Below are 25,031 nucleotides of genomic sequence, written 5' to 3'. Positions count from 1 at the left end.
TTCTCGTTCTGCCGAACCTTAGGAGTGATTGATGGTTAACAATACAAAAATGTCGATGGCCGCCTTAGCGGTGGTGGTCGGCGCCGGACCGTCCGTGGTGTTGGCGGAAGATAAAGCCGAGGGTTTTATCGAGGGCAGCAGCCTGACGGTGCTCAACCGCAACTTCTATTTCAACCGTGATCACCGCAATGGTCAGTCCAGCCCTACCGGCAATGGATACTCCGAGGCATGGGCTCACGCCGTCATCAGCAAATTCGAATCCGGATTTACCCAGGGCACGGTTGGGGTCGGCGTTGATGCGTTTGCCATGATCGGCCTGAAGCTCGACAGCGGTGACGGGCGCAACGGCGGCCAAAGTTCGTTCGACGTGCTGCCGGTCAACAGCGATGGCCAGGCGCGCGACGAATACACCAAGATCGGTGGCGCCGCCAAATTGCGCGTCTTCGACACCGTGCTCAAGGTCGGTGACGTGTTCCCCACCAACCCCGTCGTCGCCGCGGGTGACTCTCGGCTGCTGCCGGAGAGTTTTCGGGGTGTGACGGCGACCAACACCAGCATCGAAGGCCTGTCGGTTCAAGGCGGTCGTTTGCACGCCATGAGCCAACCAACGTCCAGCGACATGCGCGAGAACTTCGCGACTTTCTATGCCGGCCCGGTCAATTCACCGTGGATCGCCTACGGCGGCGGCGACTATGCGCTGAACCAGAACCTCAGCTTCAGCCTGTACTCCAGTCGCCTCAAGGACGCCTGGAACCAGTACTACGCCGGCACTGCGTGGACGTATCCGTTGTCGGATGACCTGTCGCTGTTCGGTGGACTCAATTACTACAAGGCGGTCGACGAGGGTAAACAGTTGCTTGGCGAGTTCGACAACAACATCTGGAGCGGCCGCGTAGGCGTGAAGTTCGATGCGCACTCCTTGGCCTTGTCGCATCAGCGCAACAACGGCGACGACGACTTCGACTACCTGCGCCAGTCCGACTCGATCTTCCTCGACAACTCCATCCAGTACAGCGACTTCAACTCACCCAAGGAGCGCTCGTGGATGGTGCGTTATGACCTCGACATGACGACCTATGGCGTGCCCGGACTGTCGTTCATGACCCGTTATGCGCGAGGTACCGACGCCGACTATTCCAACGCCAACGCGGTGTACATGCGCCGTGATGCCGAGGGCAATCCGCTGACCGACCAGAAGCGCTGGGAACGGGACATCGAGGTCAAGTATGTGGTGCAGACCGGCTCGATGAAGGACTTGTCGTTGCGTCTGCGTCAGGCCACCACACGGGCCACAGCGTTTGAGTCGGATCTGGATGAAGTTCGGGTGATTGTCGAGTATCCGTTGGCGATTCTCTGACTGCACGACTGATACAAATTCACCTTTAGAAGCTCCTTGCTCCTTTGGTAAGAGGTGAATTCTTTGGCGTCCTTCGGGGCGCCTTTTTTTGGGGCGCCCGTTGATGACGCCCTGCGTCCACCGCCAGCAGTCTGGCTCCTGCACATTCCCTGGGGAGCTGGTTTGTCGGGTCACCGCATCACAGCGATGGCGCCGGCAGGGCCGACGCCTGTGGGGATGCGATGTCAGCCACCGCGCTGCCGACACTCCCCAGCCACCGTGTACTTGATGGTATTGAGCAGGCCCCGGGAGTCTTCATACGTCATCGCCGCGGGCACCACCGCACACGCCACCGCCGGACGCACAACGCTCACCACTTTCACCACGTCCAGCTTCATCCCGTATTCATAGTCCTTGACCACGGGCGCCGCTTTACCTTCATTGGCAGCGTACTGCTTCATGGCCCGGGTATTGGCACTCAACATCTTCTCGAACGCCCGGTCACCGCCACCTTCGGCCAGTGCACTCATGGACACAGCCATAACCCCGGCCAACGCAATCAACTTCAACGCATTCATACTCATTACCTTTCAAAAACCGGCCCATAAAAAAACCCATCATCGACATTCGATGATGGGTTGATTCAACGTCGACACGCTTACAAGTCTTTGGTCTTGTCGTCTTTCTTTTCATTCACGACGACAGGGTCACGCCCTTGTTGTCTGGCGACAAACAGCTCCATTGAACGGTCATTGGCAGCCATCGCTTTTTCAATCGTCCTGTCACCGCCACCTTCAGCCAGAGCAACTGAAGACATCAGCAACGCCGCTAAAAAAGCACCCATCTGTACAGATTTCATCTTTGATTCCTCGTTTAAGTAACTGACGGGATCAAGGTAACAATCCGAACCTTTCGTGGCGGTGGCGTGGACATTACATATCCGTTATGTCGTCGCCCAACTGCCAGGACAACCTCAAAACGACTGTGGGAGCTAGCAGACCAGCTCTCACTGGGGATCACCTATTCAGTTGGAACGGTGTCCTCGTCCCGGCGATGCGCGAGCTGATACAGGGCCGGCAAAATCAGCAGCGTGAGAATGGTCGAAGACAGGATTCCGCCGATCACCACGGTCGCCAGCGGTCGCTGCACTTCGGCACCGGTGCCGGTCGCCAGGGCCATTGGAATAAAGCCCAGGGACGCCACCAGCGCCGTCATCAACACCGGTCGCAACCGCGTCAGCGCGCCTTCGCTGATCGCATCAGACAGTGAACGCCCCTCCTCGCGCAAATTGCGGATAAACGCAATCATCACCAAGCCGTTCAGCACTGCCACACCCGAGAGCGCAATAAACCCGACGCCCGCCGAGATCGACAGCGGAATATCCCGCAACCAGAGCGCCATGACCCCACCGGTCAACGCAAACGGGATTCCGGTGAACACCAGCAGCCCGTCTTTCAGGTTGTTGAACATCATGAACAGCAACCCGAATACCAGCAGCAATGCCACCGGCACCACGATCTGCAAACGCTTGGCCGCCGACTGCAACTGCTCGAACTGGCCACCCCAATGGGTCCAGTAACCGGCCGGCACCTGAACATCACGTTCGATCACCTCGCCCGCCTCCTGGACGAACGAACCAATGTCACGTCCACGCACGTTGGCGCTGACGATCACCAGGCGCTTGCCGTTCTCGCGACTGACCTGGTTCGGCCCCAACACCAGATCAAGGCTCGCCACTTCCTTGAGCGCGATAAACCCGATCTGATCGGTAGCCCCGCTCAAGGGCGCCGGCACCGGGATCAGCAACGCCGACAAGCCGTCGATGTCCTGACGCATGGCATCGGACAGGCGCACCACCATGTCGAAACGTCGGTCCCCTTCATACAACGTCCCGGCCCGCTGCCCGCCGACCGCCACCGCGATGGTGTCCTGCACGTCACCCACGTTGAGCCCGTAACGCGCTGCCTTGTCGCGATCGATGTTGATGGTCAGCACCGGCAGGCCAGTGGTTTGCTCGACCTTGACCTCGGACGCGCCGTTGACCTTCTGCATGGCCGTCGCGATTTTCGCCGCCGTGGCGTTGAGCACGCCCATGTCATCACCGAACACCTTGACCGCCACATCACTGCGCACGCCGGAGATCAGTTCGTTGAAGCGCAACTGGATCGGCTGTGACAGCTCATAGTTGCTGCCCGGCAGGGTCGTGGCGGCCTGTTGCAGCTCGGCCATCAGGGTTTCACGGGACTTGCCCGGGTCCGGCCACTGATCTTTTGGCTTGAGCATCACGTAGCTGTCGGAGATGTTCGGCGGCATCGGGTCGGCCGCAATCTCGGCGGTGCCGGTACGGGCGAACACCCGCTCGACTTCAGGCACTTTTGCGAGGATCAAGGTTTCCAGGCGTTGCTGCATGTCCACCGATTGCGAGAGGCTGGTGCCCGGCACGCGCAACGCTTGCAGGGCAAAATCGCCTTCGCTGAGGCTGGGCACAAACTCGCTGCCCATGCGCCCGGCCAATGCACCACTGAGTACCACCACGCCCAATGCCGCACCCACGGCCACAGTGCGGTGGGACATCACCCAGGCCAGCGCCGGCGCATACAACCGGCGAGCACCGCGCATGACCGCGCCTTCCTCTTCCTTGACCTTGCCGGTGACGAACAGCGCGATGGCCGCCGGGACAAAGGTCACCGACAACAACATCGCGCCCAGCAGCGCGATGACCACGGTGAAGGCCATCGGGTGGAACATTTTCCCTTCGACACCGCTCAACGCGAAGATCGGCAGGTATACAACCATGATGATCAACTGGCCGTAGATCAGCGGTCGCCGAGCCTCTTTCGCCGCGGCAAATACTTCATGAAAACGCTCGGTTCGGGTCAGCAAACGCCCGTAACGCTGTTGCGCATGCGCCAGCCGTCGCAGGGTGTTTTCGACAATCACCACCGCACCGTCGACGATGATGCCGAAGTCGAGTGCACCCAGGCTCATGAGGTTGGCGCTGACTTTGTTGGTGAACATGCCGGTGAAGGTGAACAGCATCGACAGCGGAATCACCATCGCGGTGATCAGCGCCGCACGAATGTTGCCCAGGAACAGAAACAGTATCGCGATCACCAGAATCGCGCCTTCCACCAGGTTCTTCTTCACCGTAGCGATGGCTTTGTCGACCAGGTGTGTGCGGTCGTAGACCGGCACCGCGACCACACCTTCCGGCAGCGAACGATTGATCTGCTCAAGCTTGCTCGCCACCGCCTGGGACACTGTGCGGCTGTTTTCGCCAATCAGCATGAACACCGTGCCCAACACCACTTCACGGCCGTTTTCCGTCGCTGCGCCGCTGCGCTGCTCGCGGCCGATGTCCACGGTGGCGACGTTCTTGATGCGAATAGGCGTGCCGTCGACATTGGCCATCACAATGTTGGCGATGTCCTCGATGTTCGCCACTTGCCCCGGTGCGCGAATCAGCAACTGCTCGCCGCTGCGTTCGATGTAGCCGGCACCGACGTTGGCGTTGTTACGCTCCAGGGCCGTGACCAGATCGGTCAGCGTCAGCTTGTAAGCCGCCAGCCGTTTCGGGTCGGGGGCAATCTGGTACTCCTTGGCGAAGCCGCCGATGGTGTTGATCTCGGCCACGCCTGTGACGTTGCGCAATTGCGGTTTGATGATCCAGTCCTGAATCACCCGCAGGTCGGTCGGCGAGTAGGGCGTACCGTCATCCTTGAGCGCGCCCTCCTGCGCCTCGACCGTCCACAGGAAAATCTCGCCAAGCCCCGTGGAAATTGGTCCCATCACCGCATCAGAGCCTGCGGGCAATTGCTCCCTGGCGATCTGCAAGCGTTCGTTGACCAATTGCCGGGCGAAGAACAGGTCGGTGCCGTCCTTGAAAATCACCGTGACTTGCGACAAACCCGAGCGCGACAGCGAGCGGGTCTGCTCCAGCCCCGGCAAACCGGCCATGGCGGTTTCAATCGGGAAGGTGATGCGTTGTTCGGTCTCCAGCGGCGAAAACCCGGCGGCGCCGGTGTTGATCTGCACCTGGACGTTGGTGATGTCCGGCACGGCGTCGATCGGCAGTTTCTGATAACTGGCGATGCCGAGACCGGCCATGAGCAAAACGGCGAGCAGCACGATGATGCGCTGCTCGATGGCAAACTGGATCAGGCGTTCGAACATGAGAACCTTCTCGTTCAGGGGATCAGTGAGAATGCTCGGCCGAGGCTTTGCCCAGCTCCGACTTGAGTACGAAGCTGCCGGCCGCCGCGACTTGCACGCCCGACGCCAGCCCTTGGGTGACTTCCACCCACCCCGTCGCGCGGTTGCCCAGTTCCACGGCTTGTACCTTGAAGCCATCGTCGGTACGCACGAACACCGTGGGTTTGTCCTCCATGGTCTGGATGGCGGTTTCTGGCACGGCGACTTTTGCCTGACGGCTGTCCGTGGCGACCAGCGCGTTGACGAACAGCCCCGGACGCCACGAGCCTTGCGGGTTTTCCAGTGTTACGCGAACCGTCGCAGTACGCGTCTGCTCACCCAGCAAGCTGCCGACGTAGGCCACGGTACCTGCAACTTCGGCATTCAATTCCGGCGCGCTGACGGTGACCTGTTTGCCCACTTGCACCTTGTTCAAATCCTTGGGTGAAACGCCAAACGTGACCCACACCCGTGAAAGATCCGAGAGCGTGAAAGCGGCGGTGGTTTCATCGACCACCTCTCCCTGCGTCAGGTGTTTTTCCACTACTACGCCGTCAAACGGCGCACGCAGTTCATAACGATTACCGCCGGTGGCCACCACGCTGCCGCTGAGTACGCTGATTTTCTGACGGGCATTGCTCACGGCAATTTCTGCCTCTTCAAGCGCTTGGCGGGCCTGAAGGAAGTCCTGCTCGGCGGAAATCTTGTCCTGCCACAGCTTTCTCTCGCGCTCATAGGTGGTACGCGCCAAGGCCAAACGTCGTTGCGCCGCGGCCTGTTCGCTGCGCTGATCGGAAATCTGCTGACTGGCAATCACCGCCAGCAATTGCCCTTTCTTGACCGACTGCCCGAGGTTGACCGACACCGACTCGACCACGCCAGGCACGCGCGGCACCACGTGGGTGGTGCGGTCTTCGTCGAAACGCACTTCGCCGGGGAACGGCAGGCCGAGACTGATGGTCTGCGCACGGGCCTCGACCAGTTGAATGCCGGCCGCTGCGATCTGCTCGGTACTCAGTTCTAGGTGTCCTTCTTCGCCTTCGGCATGTTCGCCCTCGGTGGCTGCGCTTTCTTCGGCATGATCGGCGTGTTCCGCCGCTTCATCGGCATGGGCATCGGTAGAGCCATTACCGCCCCACATCGAGCCGATACCAATACCCAGCGCCAAGGTCGCTGCTGCGACCACGATCAGTTTTTTATCCATGGAAACTCCTCTGCGCCATGCCATCGCGCAGTGATCTGAAAAATGAAATTCAAGGACTGACGGCGAGGTCGCCGAAAATGCGTTCGATGCGTACGCGAGCATCCGTCGTCTCGCTGACGGCCTGGATGTATTGGCTGCGAGCGGCGATGAGTGTGCGTTGGGCGTCGAGCACGTCGAGGAAGCCGAACTTGCCCATTTCGAAACCGCGCGTCGCACTGTCGACCGCACTTTGCGCCGCGGGCAGAATCGTCTGTTTAAACGCGTCGACTTCGCCGCTGGCGGTTTGCCATTGATTGAGCGTGTTCTGGATTTCGGTGCGCAGCCGCAGCTCGGTCGCGTTACGCAGATCCCGGGCCTGATCGGTGCGCCGGGCGGCCGCCAGCACGTTGCCCTGATTGCGGTTGAACAGGGGGATCGGCATCGACAACCCGACCACGTTCACCCGCTCGCGATCCAGCTCACTGTACTGGCTGCCGACACTGACGGTCAGGTCGGGGATCCGTTGAGATTTTTCCAACCCCAACGCGGCTTCGCGCTGATCGATTTGCAACTTGGCCAACCGCAGTTCAGCGGTCTCGTTCAGGCGCTCAAGCAACCGCGCCGACGACGGCACGGTGGTGATGCGAGGCGCGGCTGTCTGCACCGTCACCGAGGTCGGAAACGGTGCACCCATGACCTGCGCCAGTTGTTGCCAGGCAGTGGCCTGATCCCGCTCGGCACGGCTCAGTTCCAGGCGCACCTCTGACAGTTGCACCTGCGCCCGCGTGCCTTCGACCGGTGATGATTTGCCTGCACCGATGCGCCCCTGCGCCACCCGCAAGCCGTGCTCGGCCAGCGCCAGCGATTCACGGGACAACTGCAATCGTTGCTGCGCGGTTTGCGCACTGGAGTAGGCCAGAATCACATCGGCCCGCAACGCATTGCGCTTGCGCTCAAGCTCAATGCCGGCGGCATCCTGTGCGCGACTGGCAAGGTCGATACGCGCGCCACGTTTGCCACCCAGTTCAATCGGCTGGCTGAGCATCACCGTGGTCGTGCGCGACTCGCGCCGAGTATCTTCGGCCTCCCACGATACTTCGGGATTGGGGATCAAACCCGCCTGCTGCCGCTCCCCTTCGGCAATGCCGATGTCCCATTGCGCGGCTGCCAGGTCCGGATTGCCGGCGAAGGCCGTTTGCAAGGCTTCGTTCAGGGTCAGTGTCGATGCATTGGCGAGGTTCGCGCCGGCGAGCCACAAAACGCCGACTGTTATCCCCCTCGCTGTTTTTTCAAGGCGTGAGCACGCCGTCAGTGCTTTTAAACCGGGCAATGGAAGACTTCCTTACATTCAGGATTTTTCGATACTGCCACGGTAGGGTTTTGAACTTATCGACAAGGTGACTGAAACATTACAAATCCGTTATTCAAGATGCCGGCAAGTTGTTTTGCACTAACATGCAAAGTTCAAACAGTCTTGTAGCAACACAAAGAAACAAATACCCATTGGTTATCCGCCAAACAGTACTTGCCCAATTAATTTTCTCGTGAGGCTTTTGAGGTTCAGCCCTGCAAACTGCGACACGCCGTCGCACCACACCCTTTATCAGGCTCAAACCCTCGGTTTTGCATTGACCCTGTAGCGACTACAGCCTTTATCTTGCACGCCCTCAGACGGAGAAACGTCTATAGGAAAACACGACAGCGCCTCAACTAATTGTTACTTGATACCGTTCGAAAGACCTTACAAAAACAATAACTTTCCCGGCCACCTTAATAACTTATCCATTGAATAAAAGTGGTGATCAATCATGCGAATCCTTGTCGTCGAGGACGAGCTTAAAACTGCCGAATACTTGCATCAGGGACTGACGGAAAGTGGTTACATCGTTGACCACGCTGCCACCGGTGCCGATGGACTGCATCTGGCGCAACAACAGCTGTATGACCTGGTGATTCTGGACGTTAATCTGCCGGAACTGGACGGTTGGGGCGTGTTGGAACAGCTGCGCCGTACCCGCACCACCCGGGTGATGATGCTGACTGCACGCGGGCGGCTGGCGGACAAGATTCGTGGCCTGGACCTGGGCGCCGATGACTACCTGGTCAAGCCGTTCGAGTTTCCAGAGCTGCTGGCACGGGTGCGCAGCCTGATGCGCCGCAGCGAGAACATCCCGGTGCCGCAGGTGCTCAAGGTCGCCGACCTGGAGCTAGATCCGGGGCGCCATCGGGCGTTCCGCGGCGAGCAACGCATCGACCTCACTACCAAGGAATTCGCCCTGCTGCACCTGCTGATGCGCCAGTCCGGCGAGGTGCTGACACGCACCCAGATCATTTCGCTTGTGTGGGACATGAATTTCGACTGTGACACCAACGTGGTCGAAGTCTCGATCCGCCGCTTGCGGGCGAAAATCGACGACCCGTTCGACAGCAAGTTGATCCATACCCTGCGCGGTGTCGGCTATGTGCTGGAGGCGCGGGAATGAAACCTGCCAGTCTGTCGATGCGATTGGGTCTGACGGTCAGTATTCTCGGTGCACTGCTGGTGGTGTTCCTGGCGATCATGGCGTATTTCGCCCTGACCCATGAGCTCAATGCCCTATCCAGGGGTAGCCTGGAAAAGAAAATGGAACAGGTCGAACACAGCTTGTCACTGTACCCCGACACCGGTGATATCCGCTCCAAGCCGCACATTTTGCTCGATCAAGTCATGGGGCATGACAACCTCACGCTGACCATTTACGAACGTAACAACCTGCGCACGCCGCTGCTCAAATCCGGCAGCGGCATGGCCGACCCGCGGGTTGAGCGTAAAGCGGTGCGGGGGGCGTCCGATCAATTGGCGTACTCCACCAGCACCGATGCCCGGGGTGCAAAATTTATCACCCTCTCCCGCCTGATTCGTCTCAAGGACGGGACCCGCGTGCCGGTGCTGTTATCGATGGACAATGCCCACGATGAGGCCCTGCTCAGCGCCTACCAGCGCTCGACGCTGATCGCCCTGCCGTTGCTGCTGATTTTCATCGGCCTTAGCGCCTGGGCCGCGGTGCAGCGAGGGCTGGCACCGATGCGCGAGTTTCGCAAAGTGGCGGCGATGGTCTCGACCCAGGACCTTGATCATCGTCTCTCAGTGGTCAACATGCCCCACGAGTTGAGCGAACTGGCTCAGGGCATCAACGTCATGCTGCATCGCCTGGACGCCGGTGTGCAGCAGCTGTCGCAATTCTCCGACGACCTCGCGCACGAACTGCGCACGCCGATCAACAACCTGATGGGCAAGGCGCAAGTCACCTTGTCTCGGGAGCGCACGACTGAGGAATACCAGAACGTGTTGGTGTCGTGCACTGAAGAGCTGGAGCGGGTCGCGCGGATTGTCTCGGACATGCTGTTCCTGGCGCAGGCCAGTCACCCGTCGGCGTTGGCGCCTTTCGAGTCGATTGCACTGGAGGAGGAAACGCTGAAAGTGGCCGATCTGTTTTCACTGTCGGCACAGGACAAGCAGATCCGCCTGAACGTGGTCGGCCGTGCGCGGGTGTCGGGTGATCGATTGATGATTCAGCGGGCGATTTCGAACCTGTTGTCCAACGCATTGCGGCACTGCCCGAACGGAAAAACGGTGACCTTGCTGATTGACCAAGGGGCGACGCAGGTTTCGTTGTTGGTCAGCAACCCCGGCGACGGTATTGAGGCACAACATCTGCCGCACCTGTTCGACCGTTTCTACCGGGTCGACAGCAGCCGCTCGCGCTCACAGGGCAGCACCGGCCTGGGCCTGGCTATCGTGCGTTCGATCATGAGCCTGCATCAAGGCGTGGCCGAGGTGAAGAGCTTGCCGGGGGCAATGACCGTGTTTCGACTGGGGTTTCCGGTTACCGATCGCCCCCTGTAGGAGCAGCTTGCTCGCGATGGCGGTGGAACAGACACCCACAAAAACGGCACCTTCCGGTGCCGTTCGCCTTTCACAATACAACCTGTTTACTTACGCGCCGCCTCCCACGATTTCAGCAGTTCGGCGTAGCTAACAGTCTCGCCTTTAGGTTTCTCGTTCGCCAGTTTCGGCTTCGGTGCGCCCGGCTGGTCGAACCAGTATTGCGCATCGCGCTCAGGGTTCATTTTCGGGGCGCAAGTGGCTTGGGCCTTCGAGCGTTCGAGGCGGGACATGATGGCGTCCTGATCCTTGGCCAGACCGTCGAGTGCCTCTTGCGGGGTTTTCTCGCCGCTGGCGGCTTCAGCAATGTGGCTCCACCACAGTTGCGCCAGGCGCGGATAGTCCGGCACGTTGGTCCCGGTCGGGGTCCATTGCACGCGGGCCGGGCTGCGGTAGAACTCCACCAGGCCACCGAGCTTTGGCGCCAGGTCGGTCATTGCTTGCGAGTTGATGTCCGACTCGCGAATCGGCGTCAGGCCAACGATGGTTTTCTTCAGCGACACGGTTTTCGAGGTCACGAACTGCGCGTACAGCCAGGCAGCCAGTTTTTGTTTCTCAGGCGTGGACTTCATGAACGTCCACGAACCCACGTCCTGATAGCCCAGCTTCATCCCCTCTTCCCAGTACGGACCACGCGGCGACGGCGCCATGCGCCATTTCGGCGTGCCGTCGGCGTTCATCACCGCCAGGCCCGGTTTGGTCATGTCGGCGGTGAACGCGGTGTACCAGAAGATCTGCTGGGCAATGTTGCCCTGCGACGGCACCGGACCCGATTCGGAGAAGGTCATGCCCGCCGCTTCCGGTGGCGCGTATTTCTTCATCCAGTCCACGTATTTGGTGGTGGCGAACACTGCCGCCGGGCCGTTGGTGTCGCCGCCACGGGTCACGCTGGAACCCACTGGATGGCAATCCTCGACACGGATACCCCACTCGTCCACCGGCAAGCCGTTCGGCAAGCCCTTGTCGCCGCCGCCGGCCATGGAGAACCAGGCGTCGGTGAAGCGCCAGCCCAGGGACGGGTCTTTCTTGCCGTAGTCCATGTGCCCGTAGACGCGTTTGCCGTCGATTTCCTTGACGTCTTCGGTGAAGAACTTGGCGATATCTTCATAGGCCGACCAGTTCACCGGCACGCCCAATTCGTAGCCGTACTTTTCCTTGAATTTGGCTTTCAGGTCCGCGCGCTCGAACCAGTCGGCGCGGAACCAATACAGGTTGGCGAACTGCTGGTCGGGCAGCTGATAGATCTTGCCGTCCGGTGCGGTGGTGAACGAGATACCGATGAAGTCCTTGATGTCGAGGGTCGGCGAGGTGAAGTTCTTGCCCTCGTTGGCCATCAGGTCGGTGATCGATTCGGTCTTGCCGTAGCGGAAGTGCGTACCGATCAGGTCCGAGTCGTTGACCCAGCCGTCGTAGATATTCTTGTCCGACTGCATCTGGGTCTGCAGTTTTTCAACCACGTCGCCTTCTTGCAGCAGGTCGTGGGTCAGCTTGATCCCGGTGATCTCGCTGAACGCCTTGGCCAGCACCTTGGATTCATACTCGTGGGTAGCGATGGTTTCCGACACAACCTTGATGTTCATCCCGCGAAACGGCTCAGCCGCCTTGATGAACCACTTCAGCTCTTCGAGTTGCTGATCGGCCGTCAGGGTGGACGGCTTGAACTCGCTGCCGATCCATTTTTTCGCAGCGTCTTCATAGGCATCGGCCCAGGCCGAAGCGCTCAAACCGCTGAGTGCCAGCATGGCTGCCAATGAAATGCTATGTCGCAGCTTATTGTTTTTGTCGAACATAGAGACCTCCTTATTGAATTTCGGAGCAACATTGCCGAGCGATTCGACTAGCCCCAACGCATCACAGCCAACAGCCACACCAGGGATAACGCGAACGCTACCCAGATGCTCCAGTCGGTGACGCCGATTACCAGCAAATGCAGGTAGGCGCTGCCGAGAAGACCGATAAACAACCGATCGCCACGGGTGGTGGCAATCGGCAAAAAACCTCGCCGCAGTACACTCGGCGAGCGCAACTCCCAGGTCGTCATACCGACCAGGATCAAGCCGATCACACCAAAAAATGCCGCCGTCGGGACGGTCCAGCTCATCCATTCCATCATCAGTTCCTCATACCCGGCCCAGGGCAAAACCCTTGGCCACGTGGTTGCGAACAAACCAGATCACTAGCATGCCCGGCAAAATGGTCAACACCCCCGCCGCCGCCAGCACGCCCCAGTCGATACCGGACGCCGACACCGTGCGCGTCATCACCGCTGCAATGGGTTTGGCATTCACCGAGGTCAGCGTTCGCGCCAGCAACAGTTCGACCCAGGAAAACATGAAGCAGAAAAACGCCGTGACACCGATGCCGGAGCCGATCAGCGGGATGAAAATCTTCACGAAGAACTTGGGAAAACTGTAGCCGTCGATGTAGGCGGTTTCGTCGATTTCCTTGGGCACGCCGGACATGAAGCCTTCCAGAATCCACACCGCCAACGGCACGTTGAACAGACAGTGAGCCAGGGCCACGGCGATGTGCGTGTCGAACAGCCCGATCGACGAATACAACTGGAAGAACGGCAGCAGGAACACCGCCGGCGGCGCCATGCGGTTGGTCAGCAGCCAGAAGAACAGGTGCTTGTCGCCAAGGAAACGATAGCGCGAGAACGCGTACGCCGCCGGCAACGCCACACTTAGGGAAATCACCGTGTTCAGGCTCACGTAGTACAGCGAGTTGAGGTAACCGGTGTACCAGGCCGGATCAGTGAAGATCACCTTGTAGTTGTGGAAGGTGAAATCCTGGGGAAACAGCGTCAGGCCGCCGAGGATTTCGGTGTTGCTCTTGAAGGACATGTTCAGCAGCCAGTAGATCGGCACCAGCAGGAACAGGATGTAGATCAGCAGTGGTATCAGCTTTCTCTTGCTCATGATGGCCTCAGCGGTTGGCGTCAGAGTGAGTCATGGCGGTGTAGAACAGCCAGGACACCAACAGGATGATCAGGAAGTACACCAGCGAGAACGCTGCCGCCGGCCCCAGATCGAACTGCCCGATCGCCATCTGCGTCAGGGTCTGGCTGAGGAACGTCGTGGCATTGCCTGGCCCGCCGCCAGTGAGCACGAATGGCTCGGTGTAGATCATGAAACTGTCCATGAAGCGCAGCATCACTGCGATCAGCAGCACGCTCTTGAGCTTGGGCAACTGGATGTGCCGGAACACCGCCCAGGCCGAGGCCCGGTCAATTCGCGCGGCCTGGTAGTACACGTCCGGAATCGCCCGCAGACCGGAGAAGCACAACAGTGCCACCAGCGAGGTCCAGTGCCAGACGTCCATCACCAGCACGGTGACCCAGGCGTCCATGGTGTTGGCCGCATAGTTGTAGCTGATGCCCATGGCGTTGAGGGTCGAGCCGAGCAAGCCGATGTCGGCCCGGCCAAAGATCTGCCAAATGGTGCCGACCACGTTCCACGGAATCAGCAGCGGAATCGCCAGGATGATCAGCACTACCGACGACCAGCGGCCCTTGGTCGGCATGGTCAGCGCAATTGCGATCCCCAGCGGGATTTCGATCAGCAGCACGCAGGCCGAATAAATGAACTGGCGCAACAGCGAGTCATGCAGACGCGGATCGAGCAGCACCTGCTTGTACCAGTCGGCGCCGACAAAGTAGCGGCTGGACTGGTCGAAGATGTCCTGCACCGAATAGTTGACCACAGTCATCATCGGGATCACCGCACTGAACGCCACCAGCAGGAACACCGGCAACACGAGCCACCAGGCCTTGTTGTTTTGCACCTTGTTCATGGCTGTACCTCATGGATGGCTTGTGCTTCCAACAGAAATTCGTCGGCGTAGACCATCAGCCACTGCGCCGGAAAACTGATGTAGGCCGTGCCTTCCGGCACCGGTTTGTCTTCGGCCAGGCGTACTTTCAGCGGTGCGCCATCGAGGTTCAGGGTCATGATCTTGTAGGTGCCAAGGTCTTCGACGTGTACGACCTGTGCCCGCATCGCGTCATCAAACGGCTCGTCCCAGACATGCACGAACTCCGGGCGAATGCCGACTTTCAAGGTTTTCCATTCGGACTCGGCGATACGTTTTTGCATGGCCTCGGATAACGGCAAATGAGTCGAAGCGAAACCGACGCCGCCCGGTTGCGGCTGCACCTCGATCAGGTTCATTCCCGGACTGCCGATGAAGTAGCCGACAAACGTGTGGCTCGGCCGCTCGAACAATTCCCGGGGCGTGCCGAACTGCACGATCTGGCCGCCGTACATCACCGCGATCTTGTCGGCGAACGTCGAAGCTTCCAGTTGATCGTGGGTGACGTAGACCATGGTGATGTTGAACTGTTCGTGGATCTGCTTGAGCTTGCGCCGCAGCTTCCACTTCAGGTGCGGGTCGATCACCGTCAGCGGTTCATCGAAAAGGATCGCCGACACGTCATCGCGCACCAGCCCCCGGCCCATGGAAACTTTCTGTTTTTCGTCGGCGGTAAGATTGCGGGCTTTTTTGCCGAGCAAGTTCTGCAGGTCGAGGACTTCGGCAATTTCCTGCACCTTGGTGTGAACTTTCGCCTCGGCCATGCCCTGATTGCGCAACGGGAAGGCCAGGTTGTCGAACACCGTCATGGTGTCGTAGACCACGGGAAACTGGAAAACCTGGGCGATGTTGCGCTTCTCCGGGGTCAGGTTGTTGACCGCTTTGCCGTCGAACAACACATGGCCCTGGGACGGGCTGAGCAACCCGGAAATGATGTTGAGCAACGTCGACTTGCCGCAACCCGACGGGCCGAGCAAGGCGTAGGCACCGCCCTGTTCCCAGATGTGGTCCATCTCGCGGATCGCGTAATCCTCCGGACCACTCGGTGTACTGGTGTAGCTATGGGCGAGGTTCTGCAAACGGATTTCGGCCATCAGGCAACCCTCGCGATACGCCGGCCCGGCGCCTGGACCAGCCGTCCCTGCGCATCGAACACAAACAGTTTATGAGTCGGGATGTAGATGCGGATCGGCGCATCGACGTCGTATTCATGAACGCCGGGCAAGTGCAGCACCAGCAGGAAATGCTCGTTGCGCACATGCAGGAAGGTTTCCGAGCCGCTGATTTCCGCGACTTCGACGGTCACCGCCAGTTCGAGATCATCGTCGTTGCTCGGCACCAGCGAGATGTGGCTGGGACGCACGCCGAAGCGGAACTCGCCCTCGCCCACCGGGCGCAAATCGACGTTCAACGGGAAGTGCACGAAATTGGCGAAACTCACTTCGTTGCCGGCAATGCGTCCGGGCATCAGGTTGATCGGCGGCTCGGAAAACAACTCGGCCGCCAGCACCGTCTGCGGCTGGTGATAGACCTCGGACGACTTGCCGCTCTGGATCACCCGACCTTCATGGAGAATGGTCGTAGTGCCGCCCAGGGCCAGGGCTTCGTTGGGTTCGGTGGTGGCGTAGATCGCGATGGTATGGCGCGCCTTGAACAGCTCGCGCATTTCCTGGCGCAGTTCTTCGCGCAATTTGTAGTCGAGGTTCACCAGCGGCTCATCGAACAGGATCAGTTCGGCGTCCTTGACCAGCGCCCGGGCCATGGCCGTGCGCTGTTGCTGTCCACCGGAGAGTTCGAGGGGATAGCGCTTGAGGAACTTCTCGATGCGCAGCATCTTCGCGGTTTCCAGCACTTTGCTCTGGATAAGCTCGTTGGACATACCGGCCTGGCGCAACGGCGAGGCGATGTTCTCGAAGACGGTCATGGTCGGGTAATTGATGAACTGCTGATACACCATCGACACGTTGCGCAGGCGCACCGGGCGTTGCGTGACATCGACGCCATTCATCAGGATGCGACCGCTGTCGGGCTTGTCCAGCCCGGCCATCAGGCGCATGAGACTGGTTTTGCCGGACAACGTGCGCCCGAGCAAAACGTTGAAGGATCCGGGTTCGAAACTGAGGCACGCATCGTCAATCCAGGTCTGGCCCTCGACGGTGCGGCTGACATGCTCCAGGGTTAATGACATGGCTCGGCCTTTTTTATTTTTGGAATCAAGCGACCGGAGCACTAACGCGACTTTCGTGCCAGAAAACTCAAGCTGTTGATTCAGCTAGAAAATCCTGAAAACCACGAAAAACTCGCGTTCGTTGCTGAACACAAATGAACAATCGGAAATGAACAACTGAACAGTTCACCCATTGACAGTGAACAATAGTGAACAACACTCTATGGATGATTTTTGCCCCACCCCGGAACCGGAATAGGTGCAAAGCCTGTGGGCGCGAGCCTGCTCGCGATAGCGGTGGTTCAGCCAACATTAATGTCGACTGGCACACCCTCATCGCGAACAAGCTCGCTCCCACAAGGGAAATACCCATAAAAACAATAAAAGCTTGTTCAGAGACTGACTGCCATGGCCGCACCCGCCTCGCCGCTGTCCCACGACACCATCATCCAGGACTCCTGGACCCGTTGCCGCGCGTTCGGCCTTGATCACCAAAGCGCTCCGGCATTCGATCAACTGCCGGCGGAAGGCATCAAGCAATTGCTGGAGAGCCAGCACTCACTGGTGCAAACCACCCACCAGGAAGTGCTGCCGTACTACGAGAACATCCTCAGCAACTCCAATTGCCTGATTATGCTTGCCGACAATCAGGGCCAGGTGCTGACGTCCTGGGGCACCCAGCGTTTCATCGAGCCGAGCCTGACCCGTGGTTTCAGCGCCGGCGCCAGCTGGATGGAGCGTTCCAGCGGCACCAACGCCATTGGCACCGCGCTGGCCTGCGAGCAGGCAGTGCACATTGAGCACGATGAACACTTCCTCAAGGCCAACCGTTTCATGACCGGTTCCGCCGCACCGATTTTCGATGCCGAGCGCAAGGTCATTGCGGTGCTCGATGTCTCCAGCGACAGCTACCTGCCGCCGTCCCACACCTTGGGCATGGTCAAGATGATGAGCCAGACCGTGGAAAACCGGCTGATCCTCAATCTGTTCCACGGCCAGCATTTCCAACTGACCTTCAACACCGGCCTGAACAACCTCGACAGCCAGTGGGCCGGGTTGCTGATTTTTGATGAGAGCGGCCAGGTGCTGTCCGCAAACCGCCGCGCCGATAATCTGTTGGGCATCCGACTGTCGCGGGTCAGTGTCGAAAGTCTGTTCAAGGTTTCGCTGCTGGAACTGCTCAATCAACCCGAAGGCCTGCCCTTCTCGCTTCAGGCTTCCGGGCGCAATCGCTTCCAGTGCCTGTTGAAACGGCCGAAACAGGTTCCGATTCAACCCAGAGTCTTCACCGAACCTGCTGTGGCAAACCCGGCACCCGCGGCGATCAGCCTCAACACCCTGCATTTCGGCGACAGCCGCGTGGAAAAAGCCGTGCGCCAGGCCGAGCGCTTGCTGGAAAAAGACATTCCGTTGTTGATCCACGGCGAGACTGGCGTCGGCAAGGAAGTCTTCGTCAAAGCCTTGCACCATGCCAGCTCTCGCAGCAAACAGGCGCTCATTGCCGTCAACTGTGCAGCGATCCCCGCCGAACTGGTGGAGTCCGAATTGTTCGGCTACGAGAAAGGCGCGTTCACCGGTGCCAACCAGAAAGGCAGCATTGGCCTGATCCGCAAGGCCGACCGGGGCACATTGTTCCTCGACGAAATCGGCGACATGCCGCTACCGACCCAGGCGCGTTTGCTGCGGGTGTTGCAGGAGCGTTGCGTGCAACCGGTAGGCAGCAGTGAGTTGTTCCCGGTGGACATCCGCATTATTTCCGCGACCAACCGTTCGCTGCGCGAGCAGGTGCAGTTGGGGCGATTCCGCGAGGATTTGTACTACCGCATTGGCGGCTTGACCCTGGAACTGCCGCCGTTAAGAGAACGCAGCGATAAAGAAGCGCTGTTCAAGCGTTTGTGGGAACAGCATCGCGAACCGAGCCAATGGGCTGGGCTGAGCCGCGAGGTGCTGGAGCTGTTCGACCGTCACCCGTGGCCGGGGAATTTGCGTCAGGTCAGCAGCGTGATGCAGGTAGCGCTGGCCATGGCCGAAGAGCAACCGGTGCGGCCGGAGCACTTGCCGGATGATTTTTTTGTCGATCTGGAGATGGAACCGCTGGACACGCCCGAGCCGTTGGCCGTGGATCTGAATGATGTTGAAGAATTGAATCGGCAGTTGCAGGCGGCGGGGGGGAATATTTCGCACTTGGCGCGGCGGCTTGGGGTTAGTCGCAACACCCTTTACAAGCGATTGCGTCACTCCGAGTGATGAGTTCGCCGCACTGGCTGTGTTCGGCTTGAGACCATCGCGGGCAAGCCCGCGATGGTCTCAAGCCCCGCCACCGCAGTACTTAAAAGCCCTGCGCATAAACAAAAATCCGCATAAAGTGCTTATAGTTTTCGCGGCCGCCGCGGCGACTGACTCTGTTGAATGAGTAGTTACACAGACTTACTCACTCCCCCGCAGGCATTCAACGTGACCAACCATGCATCGGAGTTGACCACTACCAATCAGCGACCATTACAAGCAGCGAGCACCATTTGCGGACGTGTATGCACTAATAACGCTATGTGACTCACTAAAATGATGCCGAAGTCAGAACGGGACTAGGTGCTTGCTGTAACCGAATTTAACACCTGATGCGAAGAAACCTCCGCATTCGCGCTGTTTTTTACAGCTCTGACACTCAGAAGCGTACTCGTTCTTCCAGTCGCTGATTGATTTACGGTAGTAGGGTTGAATGTCCGGATTCACCAAACACAGCTGATGGTTGTAGACCGAGATATTCATGCCGTACTTGGCCAAAATCCCAACTGATTTGCTGAGTGTGTCTTTGTACTCAATTGGGTCAATCCACAGCTCATCAAGATTGGCCCTAGCGAAGCCCATCATCTCTAGGCCCATCAACGCCACATGATCAACAAACAGCAGGTTGCGTGCGATGAACTCACACAGCTCAGGCAGGCGCTGCACTGATAGCTTGTGAATGACAACTCGGATCTCAACCTTCTGACCCAAGCGCTTCAGATTGAGAATACCCTGAATGGTTTCATCGAATGCGCCTTGGGCCTGGACGATGTAGTCATGTAGCGTCGGATCGTCCGAATAGACAGGTATTCCGATCATCGCGTCGGGCAATTCAATCTGCGCATACTTTTCGGCGAACGCAGGGTCTTTAAAACTGCGCCCGTTCGAGAGAATGTGGATTGCAGTTCTTGGTAGATAACTTTTTGTCAGGCTGATGATCTTAAGGAAACGCTCCCGATTGGTCGTTGGCTCGCCGCCAGTAAATACCAATTCTGGGGTGTCCTTTGGAATTAGCGGGATCAGATTTTCCGTTTCATCGAGCAACCATGAATCATCAGCAGCCTTAGGCGGTTGTGAGCACATCAGGCAGTAATGATTGCACTGTTCAGTAATCAGAATACTGTTGTTGGGCGCCGATGCCCGAAATAGTACACGAATTGTCCGACGATCTACTGAAAGCCTGACTATGTCACCATCACCAATGTAGCTGTAGTCATTTGGTAGGAGTGAGTAATCAGAGTCGGAAGGCAGCACGTCAACCAACTCACGATGTTTTTCAAGCAGTAGGTAGTGTACGAATCCTCGGGGAATCTGGTGATCAGAAACCAGATAGGCCATTTCTCGTCGCAAAACTTCAGGCAGACTCCGGCTGGTCGCCACTTTGAGTAAGGTGAGGTCCTTGTGAACATCAACCGCATGGATACGGATAATCTTTCCGCCGAGCTTCAGCATCGATTGGCCCATCCCATAAAAATCCGTTTCGTTTGCTCATCGCTTTCCATCAGCTCAATGAGATGCTTGAAAATCGCCATATTTCGCTTGCAGAAAGAGGACTCAGGTTTTCTTGCAACCACGTCCTTGTGGATGGCGTGATGGTAGACGGGCTCGGCGCCGCAGTATGGCTCAAATGCACAGTCAGAGCACATTGGAGCGCTTAAAGTGAACGAGTTCTCCAGTGCATCCAGAAGCTGATCAGAAAGGATTATGTCCTCATAGGAATGCTCAAGAATGTTGCCCAGCCGAAACGTATGATCGCCCATTTCGGCAAGCATTCGGCTTTCATCTGAGGCGTAGACCGATCCGTCGTAGTTGAACACGATGGCGGCGATGCCAGCTCCGGCAGGGTTCATCAAATCAACAAACCCAGGGTCCCCTGATGTCAACATCTTCGCCAGCACAATTGAGGAGTACTGCTCTACAAATCTTATGCCGGACTTGTTCAGCTCAATAATGTACTCAAGACCTTCCTTGTAAAACTCCAACCAACGCTCCGTGTCATACGACATGAATTTCTTGGTCTTGATCGCAAAGCCGTAAGGGGAGAGCGTACGTAAGAAGATCCCATCAAAGCCCAGGCGCAAGTATTCATCAATGATGTCACGTGCGCGTGGCAGGCTCTTATCTGTAGTTGTCATCAGGGCTGACACTTGGTCATAGCCGAGGGCTGCACGGGCTTTTTTCAAGCCCTCCTCGAAACGCTGGTGACTATCTCGGCCTGGCCGTGGGCGATTTGCATTATGCAGATCCATTGGCCCGTCCAGCGAAGATGAAAGCACGATGTTGTGCCGCTTACAAAATTCGAGCATGTCATCGGTCAGGAGCGACAGTGTGGTCGCGATGACGAACCGCAGGTCTCGCCTTTCCTTGATGTTGCGCTTTTTTGCCTCAAGAACGACGTACCTCACTATCTCGAAGTTCAGCAGTGGTTCGCCACCCTGAAATTCAATTTTGATCGCTGGATTCGGTGACCTAAAAACGAAATCCAACGATTTGTCTGCCATCTCCGTGGTCATGTCGAATTCGCCTTTGCTTTCCGACTGCCTTGATACCTGGCAATACGGACAGCTGTGGTCACAGCGAAGGGTCACCACGAAGATATGTAGATTGGTGAACTGGGCCAGCCTGGACAGCCGTGTGCGTATTTTGAGTGCCAAGAGCTGAAGTGGCGCTTGCTCATTGGTGAAGCGAATGAAGTGCTTGGACCGGAGCGTAGGGATCAGCTCTGATGAGAGTGGAAGCGTCTTACTAATGATCGGCTCAAGCATAGGCGATGGTATGACGTGGAACTCGCCTGCCATGTTGGTGATGACATACTCGTCGTCATTCAGGCGGTCAAACTTGAAGGGCAGCAACTCGTAAGGACGTTGCTGCGCGTAGAGCTCAAGCTTTTGGAATTTACTCACTAATAAGCCCGGTTTTTGAAAAGGCCAGTCCAAGGATCAAATTTTTGATCGGCTGCGTCTCGGTGATCAGCTGGTGGCGCAATTGATAGTCGAGCACATCCTTCTTGAATTCTTGAACCGCAGATAGGAAGGACGACTCATCAACGCCGATATTCGAGGACAAGGCGCAGATAAACACCCCCTCATCGGCTGCGATATCAACCGTCAGAAAATTCATCGAACGATAAGCGGCTTTCTGCAACACCTGCGCGTCGTAAATCCGCTCATCAAAAACGAGCTTATGTGAGTAAGCCATCAGGAGCCTGAAGTGTGAGAGGTGTGCGAGGAGTGAGAAGCATGGGAGCTGTGGGAGGTGTGGTAAGCCATTAACTGCCCTTGGCCCCCGCGTTTGAGAACAAAGGCGAATTGATCACTACCACCGCGCACCGAAAGGTTTTCGCTTTGAGCTTCAGCCGGGAATGTGTTTGGGGTGTCGGTTATTGGTTCTATAACCTCGTGGCTGGCTACTGCTGATGCTTGTTCGGCTGCCATCGCAGCTGCAAGAGTGGCCATCGGTACCAGAAAGGAGCGTTTTTTCATCGCGAATTTTCCCTATCGTTCTTGGGGTTTTCGGTGAGTCTCGCTGACACATATCAATGATGTCAATATGGAATCGACTAATGGCCTTTTACTCATCCATAACCCGACAGACGACACGCTTTTTAGTAAAGGCTATAGAGCGAAAAACGACAGCACAGAGATGGCGCCATATAATTCTCCTATTACCGTCCTTGACGGATGCGGCGCATAGCCTTTCACGAAAATTGAGACTCCCCACCAAACACGAGAAGGCGTTATCTAACCTCTTGAACTATCTTAAACTTCAAAGCCTGCAATTAAATGTAAGCCCCGGGACAGACAGCGCAGGCCGACAGACTATGATGGCTTTAAAATTGCCTGAGGGCATGCAGTAGTTATCTTGTTTTTCATTTTGCAGAGCGATTTTCGCAGGTTCCCTATGAGATTGAGAAATAGTCAAATCGACAGCCATTACAGCCGACATAAAAAACCGCTATCCGATGATCCTTCTAGTTTCCTTGAGGGGGTGCTTTCAGCTTTGAATTTACGTGAAGGGTCAACTGTTCTTGATGCGGGGTGCGGGTATGGTCGTAATTCAGCACTATTATCCAAACATCATTTAAATGTAGTGGCTGTAGATTTTTCTTATGAAAGCTTTAGTAACTCATGGTTCTTAAGCCATAAAAGTATAAACCCAATTGTTTTGGACTGCAGAAAACCACTACCATTCAAAAGTAATTCTTTTTCAGCCGTGATCATCATTCATTTTTACAATAAATATTTAATAGAAAATTTAATCGATATAATTAAACCATCTGGATTCTTAATTTATGAAAGTATCGGTGGCAACGGTGGAAACTGGCGTGAATTGGGTATTTCCGGAGAAGTAAAAAAAATCTTAGAGAAAACGTTTATTATCAAACACCACAAAGAGCGACTTGTTGGTCCCGATAAAAAATATGCCACCGTAAAATTGGTTGCTCAAAAAATGAGTTAATAGAGCACCTGCGACTATAGACTGAAAACAATCGCTCGAATGCGGATACTGCTGATCAGACTGAATGCCATGCTGCGCGACGGTACCGAGTGGCGCTGACGAATGGCATGGTGCAGACAGTTGCTCCCACAGGGTTTTGCGTTGTTCACAAAATCGAAATTCACTTCGATCACTGTGGGAGCGGGCTTGCCCGCGATGAGGCCAGCCGGGACACCGCTGCACTTACTCCTTGAAAAACAAAAACCCGCACAAGGCGGGTTTTGTCTTTAACAGAAGCAGCAATCAATCAGCCAGACGCCAGGTCGTCCCACCCTTGCCGTCTTCCAGCACCACGCCCATGGCGGTGAGCTGGTCGCGGATGCGGTCGGATTCGGCCCAGTCCTTGCCGGCACGTGCCGCCAGACGCGCAGCGATCAGCGCTTCGACTTCGGCTGCATCGACGCGCCCTTCGGCACCTGCCTGCAGGAAATCATCGGCTTCAAGCTGCAACACACCCAGCACGCTGGCCAGTTCTTTCAAGCGGGCAGCCAAACCAGCCGCGGCATTGAGATCGCTCTCACGCAGACGGTTGATCTCACGGACCATCTCGAACAGCACCGCACAGGCTTCCGGCGTACCGAAGTCGTCGTTCATCACCGTGGTGAAGCGTTCGACGAAGGCTTCGCCGCCAGCAGGCGCCACGTTCGGCAGGCCTTTCAACGCGTGGTAGAAACGCTCCAGGGCGCCCTTGGCATCCTTGAGGTTGTCTTCCGAATAGTTGATGGCGCTGCGGTAGTGGCTCGACACCAGCAAGTAACGCACGACTTCCGGCTGGTACTTGTCGAGCACGTCGCGAATGGTGAAGAAGTTGTTCAAGGACTTGGACATCTTCTCGCCATTGATGCGAATCATGCCGCAATGCATCCACGCATTGGCGTAGGTCTTGCCGGTGGCCGCTTCGCTCTGGGCGATTTCGTTTTCGTGGTGCGGGAACTCAAGGTCGCTGCCGCCGCCATGAATGTCGAAGGTCTCGCCCAGGCAGCAGGTGGACATCACCGAGCACTCGATGTGCCAGCCCGGACGCCCGGCGCCCCATGGCGATTCCCAACTAGGCTCGCCCGGCTTGGCGGCTTTCCACAGCACGAAGTCGAGTGGGTCCTGCTTGGACTCGTCGACTTCAATGCGTGCGCCGATGCGCAGGTCTTCGATTTTCTTGCGCGACAGCTTGCCGTAGCCCATGAACTTGCCGACGCGGTAGTACACGTCGCCATTGCCCGGGGCGTAGGCATAACCCTTGTCGATCAGGGTCTGGATCATCGCGTGCATGCCAGGGATGTGATCGGTGGCACGCGGCTCCATGTCCGGTTTCTTGATGTTCAGGCGCGCTTCGTCTTCGTGCATCGCCGCGATCATCCGCTCGGTCAGCGCTTCGAACGACTCGCCGTTCTCGTTGGCCCGGTTGATGATCTTGTCGTCAATGTCGGTGATGTTGCGCACGTAGGTCAGCTCGTAACCGCTGAACCGCAACCAGCGCGTCACCAGGTCGAACGCGACCATGCTGCGACCGTGGCCCAGGTGGCAGTAGTCGTACACGGTCATGCCGCACACGTACATGCGCACTTTGTTGCCATCGAGCGGCTTGAAGACTTCTTTGCTCTTGGTGAGCGTGTTGTAGATAGAAAGCACTTTAGGT

21 protein-coding genes are annotated in these 25,031 nt (G+C 57.5%); 5 read left to right on the top strand and 16 right to left on the bottom strand.

All coding sequences use genetic code 11. From position 1 onward, the window contains the following. Positions 1-31: 31 nt before the first annotated feature. Positions 32-1,357, top strand: coding sequence for an OprD family porin (locus tag ACNYC6_RS23945; RefSeq protein WP_419709445.1), 1,326 nt, complete (start codon positions 32-34; stop codon positions 1,355-1,357). A gap of 224 nt (positions 1,358-1,581) precedes the next feature. On the opposite strand, the gene ACNYC6_RS23940 is transcribed toward ACNYC6_RS23945, so the two are convergent. The 5 genes from ACNYC6_RS23940 to ACNYC6_RS23920 all read right to left on the bottom strand — a co-directional run bounded on the left by ACNYC6_RS23940 (position 1,582) and on the right by ACNYC6_RS23920 (position 8,040). Then, on the bottom strand, positions 1,582-1,914 hold the full coding sequence (locus ACNYC6_RS23940; protein ID WP_419709444.1) for a DUF2790 domain-containing protein: 333 nt from the start codon (positions 1,912-1,914) through the stop codon (positions 1,582-1,584). Between the two features lie 80 nt (positions 1,915-1,994). Further along, positions 1,995-2,195, bottom strand: coding sequence for a co-regulatory protein PtrA N-terminal domain-containing protein (locus ACNYC6_RS23935; RefSeq protein ID WP_419709443.1), 201 nt, complete (start codon positions 2,193-2,195; stop codon positions 1,995-1,997). A 161-nt stretch (positions 2,196-2,356) separates the two neighbouring features. Then, a complete protein-coding gene (locus ACNYC6_RS23930) occupies positions 2,357-5,509 on the bottom strand; it encodes an efflux RND transporter permease subunit (RefSeq protein WP_419709442.1) in 3,153 nt (1,050 codons plus the stop codon). 22 nt (positions 5,510-5,531) lie between these two features. Continuing rightward, positions 5,532-6,731 (bottom strand): efflux RND transporter periplasmic adaptor subunit, encoded by a 1,200-nt coding sequence (locus ACNYC6_RS23925; protein ID WP_419709441.1) that lies wholly within the window; start codon positions 6,729-6,731, stop codon positions 5,532-5,534. A gap of 49 nt (positions 6,732-6,780) precedes the next feature. Next, positions 6,781-8,040: a TolC family protein gene (locus ACNYC6_RS23920; RefSeq protein ID WP_419709440.1), complete on the bottom strand. Its 1,260-nt coding sequence runs from the start codon at positions 8,038-8,040 to the stop codon at positions 6,781-6,783. 478 nt (positions 8,041-8,518) lie between these two features. Between ACNYC6_RS23920 and ACNYC6_RS23915 the strand changes: the two genes are divergently transcribed. After that, a complete protein-coding gene (locus tag ACNYC6_RS23915; protein WP_419709439.1) occupies positions 8,519-9,193 on the top strand; it encodes a heavy metal response regulator transcription factor in 675 nt (224 codons plus the stop codon). Continuing rightward, positions 9,190-10,596 (top strand): heavy metal sensor histidine kinase, encoded by a 1,407-nt coding sequence (locus tag ACNYC6_RS23910; RefSeq protein WP_419709438.1) that lies wholly within the window; start codon positions 9,190-9,192, stop codon positions 10,594-10,596. The genes ACNYC6_RS23915 and ACNYC6_RS23910 overlap by 4 nt, the downstream gene beginning before the upstream one ends. 86 nt (positions 10,597-10,682) lie before the next feature. Here ACNYC6_RS23910 and ACNYC6_RS23905 read toward each other — a convergent pair whose 3' ends face one another. Genes ACNYC6_RS23905 through ACNYC6_RS23880 form a run of 6 tightly spaced genes read right to left on the bottom strand, consistent with a single transcriptional unit; the run spans position 10,683 to position 16,636 of the window. Further along, positions 10,683-12,425, bottom strand: coding sequence for a carbohydrate ABC transporter substrate-binding protein (locus tag ACNYC6_RS23905; RefSeq protein ID WP_419709437.1), 1,743 nt, complete (start codon positions 12,423-12,425; stop codon positions 10,683-10,685). Positions 12,426-12,472: 47 nt separating this feature from the next. Continuing rightward, entirely contained in the window at positions 12,473-12,745 is a 273-nt protein-coding gene (locus tag ACNYC6_RS23900) for a DUF2160 domain-containing protein (RefSeq protein WP_056854889.1), read from the bottom strand. A 10-nt stretch (positions 12,746-12,755) separates the two neighbouring features. Next, a complete protein-coding gene (locus tag ACNYC6_RS23895) occupies positions 12,756-13,556 on the bottom strand; it encodes a carbohydrate ABC transporter permease (RefSeq protein ID WP_046032508.1) in 801 nt (266 codons plus the stop codon). A gap of 7 nt (positions 13,557-13,563) precedes the next feature. Then, a complete protein-coding gene (locus ACNYC6_RS23890) occupies positions 13,564-14,430 on the bottom strand; it encodes a carbohydrate ABC transporter permease (protein ID WP_150701293.1) in 867 nt (288 codons plus the stop codon). Further along, positions 14,427-15,542 (bottom strand): ABC transporter ATP-binding protein, encoded by a 1,116-nt coding sequence (locus tag ACNYC6_RS23885; protein WP_419709436.1) that lies wholly within the window; start codon positions 15,540-15,542, stop codon positions 14,427-14,429. The genes ACNYC6_RS23890 and ACNYC6_RS23885 overlap by 4 nt, the downstream gene beginning before the upstream one ends. After that, positions 15,542-16,636 (bottom strand): ABC transporter ATP-binding protein, encoded by a 1,095-nt coding sequence (locus tag ACNYC6_RS23880; protein WP_419709435.1) that lies wholly within the window; start codon positions 16,634-16,636, stop codon positions 15,542-15,544. The genes ACNYC6_RS23885 and ACNYC6_RS23880 overlap by 1 nt, the downstream gene beginning before the upstream one ends. A 387-nt stretch (positions 16,637-17,023) precedes the next feature. Between ACNYC6_RS23880 and ACNYC6_RS23875 the strand changes: the two genes are divergently transcribed. Beyond that, on the top strand, positions 17,024-18,862 hold the full coding sequence (locus tag ACNYC6_RS23875; protein WP_419709434.1) for a sigma-54-dependent Fis family transcriptional regulator: 1,839 nt from the start codon (positions 17,024-17,026) through the stop codon (positions 18,860-18,862). 327 nt (positions 18,863-19,189) lie between these two features. Here the strand turns inward: ACNYC6_RS23875 and hxsC are convergent, their stop codons facing one another. Genes hxsC through hxsA2 form a run of 4 tightly spaced genes read right to left on the bottom strand, consistent with a single transcriptional unit; the run spans position 19,190 to position 22,383 of the window. Further along, on the bottom strand, positions 19,190-20,353 hold the full coding sequence (gene hxsC / locus ACNYC6_RS23870; RefSeq protein ID WP_419713004.1) for a His-Xaa-Ser system radical SAM maturase HxsC: 1,164 nt from the start codon (positions 20,351-20,353) through the stop codon (positions 19,190-19,192). Then, entirely contained in the window at positions 20,347-21,804 is a 1,458-nt protein-coding gene (gene hxsB, locus ACNYC6_RS23865) for a His-Xaa-Ser system radical SAM maturase HxsB (RefSeq protein WP_419709433.1), read from the bottom strand. Before hxsB ends, hxsC begins: the two co-directional genes overlap by 7 nt. Continuing rightward, the gene (gene hxsD / locus ACNYC6_RS23860; protein ID WP_419709432.1) at positions 21,797-22,099 is read right to left on the bottom strand and encodes a His-Xaa-Ser system protein HxsD; all 303 of its coding nucleotides are present in this window, start codon (positions 22,097-22,099) and stop codon (positions 21,797-21,799) included. Before hxsD ends, hxsB begins: the two co-directional genes overlap by 8 nt. After that, positions 22,099-22,383 (bottom strand): His-Xaa-Ser repeat protein HxsA2, encoded by a 285-nt coding sequence (gene hxsA2, locus ACNYC6_RS23855; protein WP_419709431.1) that lies wholly within the window; start codon positions 22,381-22,383, stop codon positions 22,099-22,101. The genes hxsD and hxsA2 overlap by 1 nt, the downstream gene beginning before the upstream one ends. Before the next feature lie 418 nt (positions 22,384-22,801). Here hxsA2 and ACNYC6_RS23850 point away from each other — a divergent pair, with 418 nt between their 5' ends. Next, positions 22,802-23,359 carry a class I SAM-dependent methyltransferase gene (locus tag ACNYC6_RS23850; RefSeq protein ID WP_419709430.1) on the top strand — a complete coding sequence of 186 codons (558 nt, stop codon included), beginning with the start codon at positions 22,802-22,804 and terminating at the stop codon, positions 23,357-23,359. Between the two features lie 282 nt (positions 23,360-23,641). On the opposite strand, the gene cysS is transcribed toward ACNYC6_RS23850, so the two are convergent. After that, positions 23,642-25,024 (bottom strand): cysteine--tRNA ligase, encoded by a 1,383-nt coding sequence (cysS, locus tag ACNYC6_RS23845; RefSeq protein WP_419709429.1) that lies wholly within the window; start codon positions 25,022-25,024, stop codon positions 23,642-23,644. Positions 25,025-25,031: the final 7 nt, after the last annotated feature.

Origin of the sequence: Pseudomonas sp. NFX224, from assembly GCF_048565165.1 — a bacterium.
Classification (GTDB): Bacteria; Pseudomonadota; Gammaproteobacteria; order Pseudomonadales; family Pseudomonadaceae; genus Aquipseudomonas.
The sequence above is the reverse complement of the archived record's forward strand: the minus strand, read 5'-3'. Positions and strand labels throughout refer to the sequence as shown.

Coding starts and splice junctions, on each gene's coding strand:
- ACNYC6_RS23945 (WP_419709445.1), top strand. CDS start 32: ATGGTTAACAATACAAAAATGTCGATGGCCGCCTTAGCGGTGGTGGTC.
- ACNYC6_RS23940 (WP_419709444.1), bottom strand. CDS start 1,914: ATGAATGCGTTGAAGTTGATTGCGTTGGCCGGGGTTATGGCTGTGTCC.
- ACNYC6_RS23935 (WP_419709443.1), bottom strand. CDS start 2,195: ATGAAATCTGTACAGATGGGTGCTTTTTTAGCGGCGTTGCTGATGTCT.
- ACNYC6_RS23930 (WP_419709442.1), bottom strand. CDS start 5,509: ATGTTCGAACGCCTGATCCAGTTTGCCATCGAGCAGCGCATCATCGTG.
- ACNYC6_RS23925 (WP_419709441.1), bottom strand. CDS start 6,731: ATGGATAAAAAACTGATCGTGGTCGCAGCAGCGACCTTGGCGCTGGGT.
- ACNYC6_RS23915 (WP_419709439.1), top strand. CDS start 8,519: ATGCGAATCCTTGTCGTCGAGGACGAGCTTAAAACTGCCGAATACTTG.
- ACNYC6_RS23910 (WP_419709438.1), top strand. CDS start 9,190: ATGAAACCTGCCAGTCTGTCGATGCGATTGGGTCTGACGGTCAGTATT.
- ACNYC6_RS23905 (WP_419709437.1), bottom strand. CDS start 12,425: ATGTTCGACAAAAACAATAAGCTGCGACATAGCATTTCATTGGCAGCC.
- ACNYC6_RS23900 (WP_056854889.1), bottom strand. CDS start 12,745: ATGGAATGGATGAGCTGGACCGTCCCGACGGCGGCATTTTTTGGTGTG.
- ACNYC6_RS23895 (WP_046032508.1), bottom strand. CDS start 13,556: ATGAGCAAGAGAAAGCTGATACCACTGCTGATCTACATCCTGTTCCTG.
- ACNYC6_RS23890 (WP_150701293.1), bottom strand. CDS start 14,430: ATGAACAAGGTGCAAAACAACAAGGCCTGGTGGCTCGTGTTGCCGGTG.
- ACNYC6_RS23885 (WP_419709436.1), bottom strand. CDS start 15,542: ATGGCCGAAATCCGTTTGCAGAACCTCGCCCATAGCTACACCAGTACA.
- ACNYC6_RS23880 (WP_419709435.1), bottom strand. CDS start 16,636: ATGTCATTAACCCTGGAGCATGTCAGCCGCACCGTCGAGGGCCAGACC.
- ACNYC6_RS23875 (WP_419709434.1), top strand. CDS start 17,024: ATGGCCGCACCCGCCTCGCCGCTGTCCCACGACACCATCATCCAGGAC.
- hxsC (WP_419713004.1), bottom strand. CDS start 20,353: ATGCTGAAGCTCGGCGGAAAGATTATCCGTATCCATGCGGTTGATGTT.
- hxsD (WP_419709432.1), bottom strand. CDS start 22,099: ATGGCTTACTCACATAAGCTCGTTTTTGATGAGCGGATTTACGACGCG.
- hxsA2 (WP_419709431.1), bottom strand. CDS start 22,383: ATGAAAAAACGCTCCTTTCTGGTACCGATGGCCACTCTTGCAGCTGCG.
- ACNYC6_RS23850 (WP_419709430.1), top strand. CDS start 22,802: ATGAGATTGAGAAATAGTCAAATCGACAGCCATTACAGCCGACATAAA.